This window comes from Acinetobacter sp. Ac_3412 (assembly GCF_013072675.1).
Lineage (GTDB): Bacteria > Pseudomonadota > Gammaproteobacteria > Pseudomonadales > Moraxellaceae > Acinetobacter > Acinetobacter higginsii.
On the sequence record NZ_LXUJ01000007.1, the window covers coordinates 810,645 to 825,700 of the forward strand.

Below are 15,056 nucleotides of genomic sequence, written 5' to 3' on the forward strand. Positions count from 1 at the left end.
AAAAAATAGAGTTCTTTGAACAATCGAAGAATGATCCATCATTAATAAAAATTGTTGCTGAGAGTTCCTTATTAGGATGAGGGGGATTCTTCATATAAATTCTCTCCCGCTTGCGCGTAACGATGCTCATCCTTTTAAAAGGAAAAGGGACTTTCGTTGCGAATTCACTACAGCTTAAAAAAGACTTATGCAAGAGCGCTAATCATCTCCCATGATTAAAACTCACTGATGAATGAGAATAAATCAGTTGAGTGTTCTTCCTCCTCATTACTACTCTGTATTATTCGCATCTGATAGCTAATAGTTTTTAGCTATTTGCAACGCATCCAAGGAGGAGTTATGCGTACAACAACAGAGGCCACTGATTCTCATTCAGTTGTTTCAATAATTTCAAAAGTATTTGTAGTTGCATTCGTTATATTTTGTGCTGTTTGCGCAGATTCCGCGGGAAAAATATTCGCCGATCTATCCAGTATTTTATTACACAATATGAAGTGGTTTATTTTGTCTTCTGTATCGGCAATGTGCTTTTTCCTGCTGTATGTAATGTGTAGCAGATACGGCTTACTTAAAATCGGGAAAGATACAGATAAACCTGAATATAGCTATTTTGCATGGATTTCCATGCTATTTTCTTGTGCTATGGGAGTTGGTTTGGTGTTTTGGGGTGTCGCCGAACCGATGAACCATTATGCAAGCAACCCTTTTACCAAAGGCTTAACGGATGAAGCAGCCAGTATGGCAATGCAAATTTCCTATTTTCATTGGGGTTTACACGCCTGGTCCATTTATTGTTTAGCCGCTTTAGCCATTGCCTATTTTTCATTTCGCAAAGGCTTGCCCTTTTCATTACGTTCAATCTTGCATCCTATCATTGGCGATCGTATTTATGGCCCAATCGGGCATATCGTTGACATACTTGTGATTATTATTACAACCTTCGGCATTTCACAAACACTCGCCATCGGTGTATTACAGATTAATGCAGGCTTGCATAAAGTTTTTGATATAGAAGTCAGCGTTACTGTTCAATTTATTCTCATGATTTCATTGTCGAGTATTGCGACCTTCTCGGTTGTGCGTGGTATCGGCACAGGTATGCGCCGTCTTTCAGAAGTTAATATTATCTTGTCCATCTTGCTCATTTTGATTCTGATGTTTATCGGCCCTGCACGCTATATCACCAATTCATATATCGAAGGCATTGGCAACTATACATCGCACTTTATTGGGATGAGTTTATGGAGTGATGCCCAAAAAGATTCAGAATGGCAAAATTGGTGGACCGCGTTCTACTGGTTATGGTGGCCGACATGGGCGCCGTTTGTAGGAATGTTTATTGCCAAAATTTCTAAAGGACGTACCATTCGCCAACTCATTTCAGGTGTGCTGATTGTTCCAACTTTAGTGACTTTCTTTTGGTTTGCAGTATTTGGTGGTTCTGCCCTCAAAATTGAACAAGATGCTCGTAAAAGTTTTGAACAACAAACCGCATTGATTGAAAATCATATCGCACCATCTACGGATACGATTGCATCTCAAACATCAACAGTCACACCTGCTGCTGTTGAATTTAAGGGTGGACCCATTGTAAAAGCAACTCAACAAGATAATACGCTGGCTGTATTTGAATTATTTAATGCCATAGATAGTGGATTATTTGGATCAATCCTCAGTATGGCGACCTGTCTGTTACTGATTACCTATCTTGTAACTTCACAAGATGCGGGTACCCATGTGCTGTGTTTTCTAGATACGCGTTCCGAAAAGGATACACCTATTCGTATTCGAATCATTTGGTGTCTATTCGTTACCGCAATTAGTTTAGGTTTACTCTATGCAGGTGGACTAAAAACAATTCAAGCCGCTGTTATTCTGTTTGGCTTTCCAATTATCGTTTTCCTCACTATTTCAATGTTTGCCTTAATGAAGGCATTTAAACAGGAAGACATTTCTAATATTGGTGTTGTGCCAAAGCATCCTGAAAGTGAAACCAAAATTTAACTTTATGGAATCTACATATAAAAAAGAGAACCCTTTTTAAGCGGTTCTCTTTTTTATAGCATAAGCTGGAAAAGCTGTTTTCGCTTAAATATATTGCTAGTCCATTAACAGCTCATTCAAACCTTTCTGCCCAACTTGCCCTGGCAACTGCTCTAAAAGCCAATGACGGAACTGTTTGACTGTAGAAGGAATAACCCCTCGATCAGTAGGTTCTAACATACAGAAATTCGCTTGGGTGCGTAATACGGTTTCAACAGGACGAACCAATGCCCCACTTTCTAAATAATCATCGACTAGAGAACCCCATGCCAAAGCTACACCCTGCCCATTAATAGCAGCCTGAATGAGTAATGGGTAATTATTAATATTGACTCTGCTTTTGGGCTTGAACATCGGATATCCCACCAAAGCAAACCATTCAGCCCAATTTACCCAATCCTTTTGCGATTCATCCAAAGACAATAAACTCTTTCCAAAGATATTTTCAGGGCTTTTATCCTGAAATTGAGCAAGATAAGCAGGACTACAGACAGGAAAAACTTCTTCAGGGAATAAAGGCGTAACTTTCATCTCGATTGGTGGTACTTTGCAATAAAATAAAGCTAGGTCACAATCCATTTTATGCAGGTCAAGAATATTCTCAGTGGTTAATATTCTTAAATCAATGCCTTCATTTTGTTGAAAACTCGCCACTTTGGGTAATAACCACAAGGCTGCCATAGCATTGGTTGTAACAACAGTCACCTGATGCTCACCCTGCCATTTTTTAATTTCGGCTGTTGCCTGAGACACATCCTGTAAAGCACTGTATATGGTTTGATAATATTGTAAGCCTGTGGGCGTTAAAACAAGATTGCGATTGGCACGGACAAATAACTCCTTCCCTAGATATTCTTCGAGTTGCCTAATCTGACGACTTATTGCACCTTGAGTCACATTCAGTTCATTCGCAGCCTGCGTAAAACTCAGATGGCGTGCTGCTGCCTCAAATACAATCAAACTGTTCATGGGTGGCAATGGTTTAATTCTCATGGACGCTCCTTATTTGTCCTCTATGTCGATGTCGAACACCTGTGTTAACCACCTTGTTCAAGTAAAGGTGGCTAAAGGTTCAAACGGACTTCCTTGTGATGTCACTCAATTAACTTATTATCCAAGTAATAAATTATTTCATTTTTTTAATTTCGATAAAGTCTCATAAATCACAATCGATAAAAAGTGAGAAAAACAAATAGATGCATGAGTTTTTCTCATTCAAAATAATTTGCCCAACATAAAAACAAAAAGGGCTGAATTTTCAGCCCTTTTTAACGATCAATTTACAACTTAAGCATCTGTATTCAACGCCACACTCGGCTGAGCATTTCTTAACTTACGCTGCTTCAAATAATAGGCCAACATCAAACACAGAATCCATGCGGGAATCATCATGACCGCGATACGCATATCTGCAGTCATTGACATCACCACAAGAATACTAAGCATAAAAATAATGCATAGATAATTACTGAATGGATAAGCAATACTTGGGAACTTAGTCGTTAGCCCTTGCGCTTGCATGGCTTTACGGAACTTTAAATGCGTCCATGAAATCACCACCCAGTTAATCACAATCGCTGCAACCACCAACATCATCAATAAACCAAATGCTTTCTCAGGAAATGCATAGTTCAACAATACACACAGCACTGTCACAAATGCAGATACATACACCGCATTGGTCGGAATACCACGTTTGTTGATTTTCTTAAGGAATTTAGGTGCATTACCTTGTTGAGCCAAGCCCAATAACATACGGCTACTGCAATAACTGGTTCCGTTATAAACAGATACAGCCGCAGTCAAGATCACAAAGTTCAGCATTGTTGCCACGCCTTGGCTATCTAATGATGCAAAGACCATCACAAATGGGCTACCACCTTGTGCCATTTGGTTCCAAGGGAACAGTGCGAATAAGATGAAAAGCGTTGCAATATAGAAAATCAAAATACGGTAGATAATTTGATTTACTGCTTTCGGCAAGGTTTTATCAGGATCACGTGCTTCTGCCGCAGTGATACCAAATAACTCAATTCCACCAAAGGCGAAAATGATCACTGCCATGGCCATGACCAGACCTTCTACACCAAATGGAAAGAATCCACCCAATGCCCAAAGATTACTGATACCAGCTTGTGGCCCTGCTGTTCCTGTTGCAAGTAAATACGAACCAAAACCAATCATGGCCAAGATTGCTAAAATTTTGATGATAGAGAACCAAAACTCCATTTCACCAAAAAACTTGACATGCAAAAGGTTGATACCGTTAATTAAGATAAAAAAGGCCAATGCCGAAACCCATGTCGGGATTTCAGGCCACCAATATTGAATATATAACCCAATCGCCGTGAGCTCAGCCATACAGACCAGAACATTGAGTACCCAATAGTTCCAACCTGACATGAAACCTGCAAATGAGCCCCAGTATTTATAAGCAAAATGGCTAAATGAACCACTGACTGGCTCTTGTACCACCATTTCACCTAACTGTCGCATCATTAAAAATGCAATGAGCCCTGCAATCGCATAACCCAGAATGACCGATGGGCCAGCCAGCTTAATCGATTGTGAGATACCTAGAAACAAACCTGTGCCAATCGCACCACCTAGCGCAATAAGCTGGATATGCCGATTGCTTAAACCTGGGTTCAGGTTTCCTTGCTCCTGTTTTGACATATGATTATTCTCATCCGTGTCGCGTAATTTTTCTGTCTAAAATTACGTATATCATAAGTTAATCACAAATGCCTATATCTAACCCGAAAAATAATTAATTCACTTTTCGAATAACCGCGCATATAAACAGAAAATTCAATAAATAACAAATATTATGAATAATGTAATTAAATTATGTATTGCGTAATTAATTATTTTAAGTATGATAGAAATTAAGACACAGGGATTTTTGCTCTAAGCAAACTAGAATTGACCGATAAAAACCTATACATCATTTTATCTTTCAATCGCTTAATCAAAACACTCCCTAAATAACCAGATTAGACCGACAGAATTAAAGACAAGGAAAGCGAATCATGGCACATCATTTAACTTCTTTTCTTGAGATTGATGCCCAATCAGATTTCACAATACATAATTTGCCATACGGCATTTTCAGCGAGACAGCACAAGGTGAAAAACGCGTTGGCGTTGCAATTGGTGAATGGGTGCTTGACCTTGCCGCATTAGAGCAAAAAGGCTTATTACAGCTCACAACAGTAAACTGCTTTAATCAGCCAACATTGAATAAATTTATTGAAACAGGCAAACACAATTGGCATACGGTTCGCAGCACTGTGCAAAGCTTATTGTCTGCGGAAAATCCGACCTTACGTGATGATGCAGATTTACGTCAGCAAGTCTTGTTTAAACAAGAAGATGTGGTTTTACATTTACCGATTCATGTACCTGGCTATACCGACTTCTATTCATCGAAAGAACATGCCACCAATGTCGGTACCATGTTTAGAGACCCTAAAAATGCGCTATTGCCGAACTGGAGCGAATTGCCTGTCGGCTATAACGGTCGTGCCAGTTCTGTGATTGTCAGCGGTAAAGACATTGTGCGCCCTTCAGGACAAATCAAATTACCGAATGAAGAACGTCCTATGTTCTCGGCGACACGTAAACTCGACTTTGAATTAGAAACTGCTTTTGTCGTGGGTAAAGCAACTGAATTGGGCGAGCCGATTGCCATTGAAAACGCATGGGAACATATCTTCGGTATGGTGTTGCTGAATGATTGGTCAGCACGTGATATTCAACAATGGGAATATGTCCCTTTAGGCCCTTTCAATGCCAAAACCTTTGCCAGTGCCATCTCACCGTGGGTGGTGACCATGGAAGCGCTTGAACCATTTAAAGTCAAAGGTCCGGAGCAACAACCAAAACCATTAGGCTATCTACAAGAAAACACCGCAAACAGCTATGATATTCAGCTTAGTGTTGAAGTTCAAACCCCTCAATCTTCACAGTCTAATGTGATTTGCCAAACCAACTTCAAATATATGTATTGGTCAATGGCACAGCAACTGACCCATCACACTATTGCAGGCTGTAATGTCCAAGTCGGTGATTTAATGGGTTCAGGCACGATTTCAGGCCCAACTGAAGACTCTTATGGCAGCTTACTGGAACTGACTTGGAATACCAGCAAACCGCTCACCCTTTCCAACGGCGAAAAGCGAGGTTTCTTGGAAGATGGTGACCGTGTCGTGATGAAAGGCTACTGTGAAAAAGATGGAATTCGCGTGGGCTTTGGTGAAGTTGCCAATACCATTTTACCAGCACGTCACTTTCGTTTTAATGAACAAAAGGACGAACGCTATGAAACTGTATAGTTACTTTCGTAGCTCCGCGGCTTATCGGGTACGTATTGCACTCAACCTGAAAGCGTTGCCCTATGAAACTGAAGCAGTGCATCTCGTTAAAAATGAGCAGCAACTGGCAAGTTATCGTGCCCTCAATCCGAGTCAGTTGGTGCCAACGCTGCTTGACCAAGATCAGCCCTTTACCCAGTCGCTCAGCATTTTGGAATATCTGGAAGAATGCTATCCAGCCAAAGCACTGTTACCTAAAGATCTAGTGGAACGCGCCAAAGTCCGCGCCTTTGCACAAAGCATTGCCTGTGACATTCATCCAATCAATAACTTGAGAGTGTTGAAGTACCTGCAAAACGATCTTGCGATCAGTAACGAGCAAAAAACACTGTGGTACCGACATTGGATTTTAGAAGGCTTTCACAGCTTAGAAATGCAATTACAGCATTCCAATGGGCAATTCTGTTTTGGCTCACAGCCGACTTTTGCCGACTGCTGTTTGATTCCTCAAGTCTATAACGCCAAGCGCTTTAAAATCGATTTAAGTGCTTTTCTCAAGATTGAGTCGATCTACCAACATTGCTTAACCCTTCCCGCATTCTTGAATGCGACCCCAGAACAACAACCAGATTGGGAATAGAGATAAAAGGAGTTTTATCATGAGCTTTGCAATTAAAAAAATTCATCATGTGGCTTATCGCTGTAAAGATGCGAAAGAAACCGTCGAATGGTACAAAAAAATGCTGCATATGGATTTCATTTTGGCATTTGCAGAAGACCATGTGCCATCCACCAAAGCCTTTGACCCGTATATGCATTTGTTTCTAGACGCGGGCCAAGGCAATGTATTGGCATTTTTTGAACTGCCGACGCAACCAGATATGGGCCGTGATGAAAATACACCGCAATGGGTACAACATATTGCTTTTGAAGTAGAGGATTTAGATGCACTGATGGCAGCAAAAGCACATCTCGAAGCCAATGACGTGAAGGTATTAGGGGTGACCAACCATGGTATCTTCCATTCGATTTACTTCTTCGATCCAAATGGTCATCGTCTGGAACTGACCTATAATGATGTCCATGCCGATGCCAAGATTGCACGAATTACCGAAGAAATGAAATTAGAAATGCTGGATGAGTGGAGCCGTACCAAACGTGCACCACACCATACTCATTTCTTACACGAAGATGAACTCGGTGCATAAATCCAGTTCCATGAATTTGGCATTAGCGTTGTAAAATGTTAATGCCTTTTTTTATGGTCTAAATTTAAAGCATTTTGTATGTTTTTAAGGCATAGTAGGCTCAGCAAAATTGCGTGCAATCTCTCTAAAAACAATTGTATGCTTATGCAATTCACCGATTTGATTCATTTAAAAAGATGATTTCTATTTTGCCAACTGCTCAGGCATTATGTGCTGGATGTAAATTGTCCATGATTGACAGCAACAAACACGGCGTGAAAGCACGCAGCTTAAGGGTTATTGAATGATTGAAGAAAAGTTATCTGGTGGGGTTCAATCACTTGAGGTCGGTTTAGCGGTACTGAATGCCCTTTTAGAGCATAACAAGCCCATTATATTAAAAGATCTATCCAGCAAACTGGATATGCACCCTGCCAAGGTACACCGTTATCTGGTCAGTCTGATTCGCATGAATTACGCCAAGCAGCTCACCGATGGTCAGTATGCCTTAGGCGATCAAGCATGGCGTTTAGGCTTGAACTGTATCCAGCATACCGATGTATTACAGCTGGTTCAGCACCTGATTTATGAATTACAAAACAAGATTGGCTGTGGTATTCAAATCAGTAAATGGTCACCTAAAGGACCTTTAGTGGTTCAATCAATTGAATCAAATCACCCGATTTCGATTGTGACCAAGGTTGGTTCAATCATGCCATTGGTCAATTCCGCAGCGGGTCGTGTGTTTGCCTCTTATATGCCTGAAGCCGTGATTAAGCCGTTGATACAAGCGGAATGGGAAAAAGCGGCTCATAACCATTACCCGATTAAACCGACCGATTGGGATGAGTTCTTAGTATTAAAAGAAAATGTTCTGCAACATGGCATGTCGATTGCTCAGGGTGATCTTCTGGTCGGGATTAATGCAGTGGGTCTACCGATCTTTAATGCGCATCATTCAATGGAGTTTTGTATTGTGGCATTGGACAGTGAAATGTTTTTCTCGGTTCATGAAGGCAGTGAGAACTTAGAATTGTTTAAACGTGAAGTTGCAGCAATCAATCAATATATTCAAACCCGTTAATTTTTCATCCATATAAAAAAGCCAAGAAGCGAACTTCTTGGCTTTTTTGTTTCAAGCTTTGAGCTGAATTATTTTGCTTCTAGTACACCACGGCGGATCTGGTCACGTTCGATGGATTCAAACAATGCCTTGAAGTTTCCTTCACCAAAGCCATCATCATCTTTACGTTGAATAAATTCAAAGAACACAGGCCCTAGCATGTTTTGCGAGAAAATCTGCAACAACAGTTTTTTCTGACCATCTTTGGTATTGCCATCCAACAAGATACCGCGTTTTTGCAGTTCTTCCGTTGGCTCGCCATGATTCGGTAAACGCTCTTTCAACATTTCATAGTAGGTTTCAGGTGGTGCGGTCATAAACTGCATGCCGATCCCTTTTAACTTGTCCCATGTTGAAAGCAAGTCATCGGTAATAAACGCGATATGCTGAATGCCTTCACCATTGAAATCTGCCAAGAACTCTGCAATTTGACCGTTGCCCTTGTCTGAATCTTCATTCAATGGAATACGAATCATGCCATCTGGTGCAGTTAAGGCTTTAGAGGTTAGACCTGTATATTCGCCTTTGATATCAAAGTAGCGGATTTCTTGGAAGTTAAAGATTTTTTCGTAGAAGTTCGCCCAATACTCCATACGTCCTTTATAAACGTTATGGGTTAAATGGTCGATTTCGTTCAGGCCTGCACCTTTTGGATTTCTGTCCGCATCATCAAAGAAAACGAAGTCATTTTCATAGATATCACGATCCACAAGGAAAATTGGCATGCCACCAATCCCTTTAATCGCAGGGATATTTAATTCCATTGGCCCAGCTTGTGAATACATTGGTTCTGCACCAAGCTCCACGGCTTTGCTAAATGCTTTGGCTGCATCACGAGTTCTAAAACCCATTGCACAGGCTGAAGGGCCATGTTCTTTAAAGAAGAATGAAGCATAAGATTCAGGCTGGTAGTTCAAGATAATGTTGATATTACCCTGACGCCATAAATAAACTTTTTTAGACTTATGCTTTGCGACTTTAGAAAAACCGATGGTCTCAAAGATCTGATCTAATCCGTTTTCCGTCGAAACAAATTCAATAAAAGCAAAACCACATAATTCTAATGGGTTATCTAAAATGTCCATCTAGTTTCCCTTATTTAGATAAATTCATCCGTTTAATGCTCTGTATAGGTCTTATTCTTCAATTGCTTAATCGCTATCTAAAAGCATCAACCTATACATGCGTTATCAGAAAAGGCGACCGGTGTTTTTATAAGTATGTAAAAGCATCCGTGTTAAAGCCCTTTCCGTCCATAAGTCAGCCAAATGAAGAAATCATGATTCTTGATCTTGGCTCTCAGCTATAAATTCATGCTACAAGAAAGTCCAAATTTATGCAATACATAATTTAATTATGTTATGTGTAATTTTATTACTATTTGGCTCTACCAATAAAGGTCGCTATTAAAGAATAATTGGCGATATCTCTAAATCAGACCATGGTCTCAAGCTGATAGAATAAATGTATTGTGAGTAGACTGCCTGTCTTATTTCCTTAACAAAGTTCGATTAGCTTAAACCTGTGATTTACAAAGGCGAATGAGATATTTTAGACATGACGCAAACTTCGATTTTCGAACAGTTAACTCAACTCATTGAAAGCTATAGCCATGAACATGGTGGTAGACCGCAAAAGATCTTGATTGGTTATAAGGCCTATTATGACTTGATGGGAAATTCGAGTTTCGCCACTGAGGTCACTGACTCGGCTTTAAACCCGAATAAAAGAAAGTATAAAAAGATTAAAATAAAAGTCACCAAAGATGACTATCAGCTTGAGCTAGAGTAATTTTTTGCCTGAGAAATACCTTTTCCTACATTCTTTCGTAAAGCATAACACCCCACCAAAACAACAATTAAAAATTGTGGGGTGAATAATAAATATTGAATTAGATCATATCAGCACTAAGGTCTTGATCACTCTCTTTTACTCTTATTTTTAAAACACGATTCCTCAAAAATTTTCTTATAGGACTTTGTTTTTGATTTATTTTTTAAGAAAAAAACCGCATGCAATCTAAAATTTACCAAAGAAACATGATCCGTTTATTTTTATCTTTTTCTAAGTTTTCTATTCATCATCTCCCGAAAATTATTTTTATAAAATCAGCCAACCTTCCAATTACTTCAGGCTAATTTCGATACTTGACTTCAGTTAGATTAAATTATATACATTAATAATGATACGTTTCGTATCATTATATAAAACTACAAGAATAGGTGTATAAAATGGTAGGACTAATTGGAATAGTCTTGTCCTTAATATTGTTAATGTATTTAGCATATAAAGGATTTAGCGTAATCGTACTTGCGCCCTTCCTGGCATTATTTGCTGTCGCATGGAGCGGTCTCAGCGATCAACTACTTGGGTTTTATTCCCAAGTGTTTATGACAGATTTAGGCGGTTATATCATCAAATACTTCCCTCTATTTTTACTAGGTGCGGTATTTGGAAAATTAATGGAAGATTCTGGATCTGCACAAACCATTGCCAATTTCTTTGTTGAAAAGCTTGGTCATCATAGAGCGATGCTTTCGATCGTGCTGTCTTGTGCAATTTTAACCTATGGAGGCGTTTCACTTTTTGTTGTCGGTTTTGCAGTTTTTCCGATTGCTTCGGCATTATTTAAAGAACTCGGCATTCCTAAACGCCTGATCCCCGCAGCGATTATGCTAGGTGCACTCACCTTTACCATGACCGCATTACCAGGCACACCAGCTATTCAAAATGCAATTCCAATGCCTTTTTTTGATACTGATCTCTATGCTGCACCTGGTTTAGGTGTTTTAGCATCTATCTTTATCTTGATCACAGGCATGTGGTGGCTCAATCGGCGAGTTAAAAAAGCGGATTTAAGTCTCGAAGGATATGGCAACCATCTCGAAAGTCATCTTGAACAAAATCCAACGAGTGCCAAACCAAGTCTTATGGTCGCGTTTATTCCAATTTTCATCGTGATTGTGAGCAACTTAGTCCTCACTAAACTGATCTTGCCGTCACTTGATACGGCCTATTTAGCAACGGATCAATTTGGGAATACCTCACTTAATTCAGTGATTGGACTTTGGGCAATCATATGCGCTTTGGTTTTGGCTTGTGTAAGTATCATTGTTCTAAACTGGAAGTCTATTGTTGATATCAAAAACTCAATCCAACAAGGTGTTTCCTCATCCTTTCTACCTATTTTTAATACTGCCTCAGAAGTCGGCTATGGTTCAGTGATTGCGTCTTTGGCAGGCTTTATTATTTTACGAGACTTTCTTGTCGGCATTGCTCCCAACAACCCACTCATTTCAGAAGCAATCGTGATCAATGTATTAGCAGGTATCACGGGTTCTGCTTCGGGTGGTTTGAGTATTGCGCTGAATACAATGGGAGAAACCTATAAGGATTTGGCCTTCCAACATGGCATTTCACTCGAACTGATGCATCGAGTTGCCTCTATGGCTTCTGGTGCCCTGGATTCACTTCCTCACAATGGTGCTGTGATCACCATTATTACCTTGTGTGGTTTAACCCATAAACAATCTTATTACGACATGTTCATTGTCGCCGTCATCATTCCATTGATTGCGCTGAGTGGCGTGATCACATTGGGAACAATATTCGGTTCATTTTAAAAACAATCAATTTTGACGTTAATACGGAGAATTAAAAATGTCATTTTCAACTCACCTTCCAAGGATTATGGAAATTGGAAAAAATGCGAGAGCGAAGCTTCCAATAATTCTAGAAAGCTTAGGTGCAAGCAAACCACTGATTATTACCGATAAAATGATGGTTTCACTTGGCTATATCAAGCAAATTCAAGACCTACTCAAAGCAGCACATATAGACAGTGACTATTTTGCTGAAACCATTCCAGAGCCGACCTCTAGCTCCATCGAAGCAGGTGTAAAATATATTCAGGCGCAGCAGTATGATGCGATTATTGCGTTTGGTGGTGGCAGCCCGATTGATAGTGCCAAAGCGATTAGTATCTTAAGCAAACACGGTGGCGACATCTCTGATTATAAATTCCCTAGACAAGTCAATGAGCTAGGTCTGCCCATTATTGCTATTCCAACCACAGCAGGAACAGGTTCCGAATGCACGCGTTTTACCATTATTACCAATGATAAAACTAGTGAGAAAATGCTGTGTGCTGGGCTCGGTTTTCTACCAATCGCGGCGATTATCGACTACGAACTCACCCTATCTCTGCCTCCACGTACAACCGCAGATACAGGTATTGATGCACTTACCCATGCCATCGAAGCTTATGTCAGCAAAAAAGCCAGCCCATATAGCGATGCACAAGCGCTTGCAGCGATGAAACTGATTGGTCCAAATTTACAGATCGTTTATCACCAACCCAACAATGAACGAGCACGTGAAAAAATGATGCTTGGCTCTACTTTGGCAGGTATCGCTTTTTCAAACGCCTCTGTTGCACTGGTGCATGGTATGAGCCGACCCATTGGTGCTTTCTTTCATGTTCCGCACGGCTTATCTAATGCAATGCTGCTTCCTCTTATCACAGAGTTTTCTATTCAGGCAGCACCAGAACGCTACGCCGATTGTGCCAAGGCAATAGGTTGTGCACATGCAGATGATCCGATTGAGGTCGCCAATCAAAAACTCATAAAAACCTTAATCGCGATTAATCAAGATTTGAAAGTCCCCACATTGGCTGAGTTCGGTGTAGACAAACAATATTTTGATGAAGTTGTTCAGACCATGGCCGAGCAAGCACTTGCCTCAGGTTCACCATCCAATAACCCTATTGTGCCGACGATTGAGCAAATGGTCAGCTTGTATCAACAACTTTGGTCAGCATAAACGCTTTCATTTTTTATAACAGAGGAAAAATTCACATGGAACTCATTGGACATTTTATTCAGGGTGCAATCAATACAGCACATACACGCACGCAAGCCATCTATAACCCGTCATTAGGCATACAAACAAAAGAAGTCGCACTTGCCAGCAAAGCAACCGTGGAGGAAGCAATTGCAGCGGCAGAAGCGGCTTTCCCAGAATGGCGCAATACCCCAGTGATCAAACGGGCTCGCGTCATGTTTAAATTTAAGGAATTGCTGGAAAACAATGCTGAAAAAATCTGCCAGCTGATTGGTGAAGAGCATGGCAAAATCGGACATGATGCCGCAGGCGAATTACAACGTGGCATCGAAAATGTTGAGTATGCTTGTAGTGCCCCTGAATTTTTAAAAGGTGAATTTAGTAAGAATGTCGGACCTGCAATCGACTCATGGAGTGAGTTTCAACCTTTAGGGGTTGTTGCAGGGATTACCCCATTTAACTTTCCAGTTATGGTTCCATTGTGGATGTTCCCAATGGCCATTGTGTGTGGAAACACTTTCGTGCTTAAACCTTCCGAGCGTGATCCTTCATCAACGTTATTTATTGCCCAACTGCTCAAAGAAGCAGGACTCCCAGATGGCGTACTGAATGTCGTGAATGGAGACAAAGAAGCAGTTGATACCTTGCTGCATGATCCACGTGTTCAAGCTGTTAGCTTTGTCGGTTCTACACCCATTGCAGAATATATCTATAAAACCGCGACTGCGGCAGGTAAACGCTGTCAGGCACTGGGGGGCGCAAAAAACCATGCCATTGTCATGCCTGATGCAGATTTAGATAATGTAGTCAGCTCTTTATTAGGTGCAGCATTTGGTTCATCTGGCGAACGCTGCATGGCACTTTCAGTCGCAGTCGCGGTAGGTGATGACATTGCCGATCAAATGATTGCAAAATTATCCAAAGAAATTGATTTGCTCAAATATGGTCCATATTCCAATAAAGACAATGATTTTGGTCCAGTGATTACGGCGCAACATAAAGCCAAAGTAGTCAACTATATTGATAGTGCAGAACAACAAGGCGCCAGCGTGATTGTCGATGGTCGAAATGCTGCACCTGAAGGCTATGAAAATGGTTTTTATGTTGGTGCAACGCTAATTGATCAAGTAACACCAAATATGACCAGCTATAAAGAAGAGATCTTTGGTCCCGTACTGCAAGTCATCCGTGTAAAAACCATGCAGGAGGCAATGGACCTGATCGACAATCATGAATATGGAAACGGCACCTGTATTTATACCCGTGATGGAGAAGCCGCACGCTATTTTAGCGATAATATTAAAGTGGGAATGGTCGGCATTAATATCCCACTTCCAGTGCCTGTGGCTTATCATAGTTTTGGCGGTTGGAAGCGTTCGCTGTTTGGTGATTTACATGCCTACGGACCAGATGGTGCTCGTTTCTATACGCGTCGTAAAACCATTACTCAACGCTGGCCGAGTACCAATGTTCGTGAAGGCGCTCAATTTTCAATGCCGACACTCAACTAATTTATTTACTCACTAGAAAAGAGTGAGCATT

12 protein-coding genes are annotated in these 15,056 nt (G+C 40.6%); 9 read left to right on the forward strand and 3 right to left on the reverse strand.

What is annotated here, in order from left to right:
* The first annotated feature begins 339 nt into the window (after positions 1-339).
* Positions 340-2,004: a BCCT family transporter gene (locus A7P54_RS07425; RefSeq protein ID WP_171549165.1), complete on the forward strand. Its 1,665-nt coding sequence runs from the start codon at positions 340-342 to the stop codon at positions 2,002-2,004.
* A 96-nt stretch (positions 2,005-2,100) separates the two neighbouring features.
* On the opposite strand, the gene A7P54_RS07430 is transcribed toward A7P54_RS07425, so the two are convergent.
* Together A7P54_RS07430 and A7P54_RS07435 are read right to left on the reverse strand one after the other, a co-directional pair.
* A complete protein-coding gene (locus tag A7P54_RS07430) occupies positions 2,101-3,036 on the reverse strand; it encodes a LysR substrate-binding domain-containing protein (RefSeq protein ID WP_004807560.1) in 936 nt (311 codons plus the stop codon).
* 294 nt (positions 3,037-3,330) lie between these two features.
* Positions 3,331-4,719, reverse strand: a complete 1,389-nt coding sequence (locus A7P54_RS07435; protein ID WP_004807561.1) for an amino acid permease — start codon at positions 4,717-4,719, stop codon at positions 3,331-3,333.
* Between the two features lie 356 nt (positions 4,720-5,075).
* Here A7P54_RS07435 and fahA point away from each other — a divergent pair, with 356 nt between their 5' ends.
* The 4 genes from fahA to A7P54_RS07455 all read left to right on the forward strand — a co-directional run bounded on the left by fahA (position 5,076) and on the right by A7P54_RS07455 (position 8,630).
* Positions 5,076-6,380, forward strand: a complete 1,305-nt coding sequence (gene fahA / locus A7P54_RS07440; RefSeq protein ID WP_171549166.1) for a fumarylacetoacetase — start codon at positions 5,076-5,078, stop codon at positions 6,378-6,380.
* Complete coding sequence (gene maiA, locus A7P54_RS07445; protein ID WP_171549167.1) at positions 6,367-6,999, forward strand: maleylacetoacetate isomerase; 633 nt, start codon at positions 6,367-6,369, stop codon at positions 6,997-6,999. Before fahA ends, maiA begins: the two co-directional genes overlap by 14 nt.
* A 19-nt stretch (positions 7,000-7,018) precedes the next feature.
* Positions 7,019-7,567: a VOC family protein gene (locus A7P54_RS07450; RefSeq protein WP_004653219.1), complete on the forward strand. Its 549-nt coding sequence runs from the start codon at positions 7,019-7,021 to the stop codon at positions 7,565-7,567.
* A 283-nt stretch (positions 7,568-7,850) separates the two neighbouring features.
* Positions 7,851-8,630, forward strand: a complete 780-nt coding sequence (locus A7P54_RS07455; RefSeq protein WP_171549168.1) for an IclR family transcriptional regulator — start codon at positions 7,851-7,853, stop codon at positions 8,628-8,630.
* A 68-nt stretch (positions 8,631-8,698) separates the two neighbouring features.
* On the opposite strand, the gene hppD is transcribed toward A7P54_RS07455, so the two are convergent.
* On the reverse strand, positions 8,699-9,754 hold the full coding sequence (gene hppD / locus A7P54_RS07460; RefSeq protein WP_005189102.1) for a 4-hydroxyphenylpyruvate dioxygenase: 1,056 nt from the start codon (positions 9,752-9,754) through the stop codon (positions 8,699-8,701).
* Positions 9,755-10,226: 472 nt separating this feature from the next.
* On the opposite strand from hppD, the gene A7P54_RS18825 reads away from it, so the two are divergent.
* From A7P54_RS18825 to A7P54_RS07480, 4 genes are all read left to right on the forward strand, one after another.
* On the forward strand, positions 10,227-10,460 hold the full coding sequence (locus A7P54_RS18825) for a hypothetical protein (RefSeq protein WP_005189105.1): 234 nt from the start codon (positions 10,227-10,229) through the stop codon (positions 10,458-10,460).
* A gap of 440 nt (positions 10,461-10,900) precedes the next feature.
* Entirely contained in the window at positions 10,901-12,292 is a 1,392-nt protein-coding gene (locus A7P54_RS07470) for a GntP family permease (protein WP_171549169.1), read from the forward strand.
* 37 nt (positions 12,293-12,329) lie between these two features.
* On the forward strand, positions 12,330-13,493 hold the full coding sequence (locus A7P54_RS07475; RefSeq protein ID WP_171549170.1) for an iron-containing alcohol dehydrogenase: 1,164 nt from the start codon (positions 12,330-12,332) through the stop codon (positions 13,491-13,493).
* Positions 13,494-13,528: 35 nt separating this feature from the next.
* Positions 13,529-15,025 carry a CoA-acylating methylmalonate-semialdehyde dehydrogenase gene (locus A7P54_RS07480; RefSeq protein WP_151716416.1) on the forward strand — a complete coding sequence of 499 codons (1,497 nt, stop codon included), beginning with the start codon at positions 13,529-13,531 and terminating at the stop codon, positions 15,023-15,025.
* Positions 15,026-15,056: the final 31 nt, after the last annotated feature.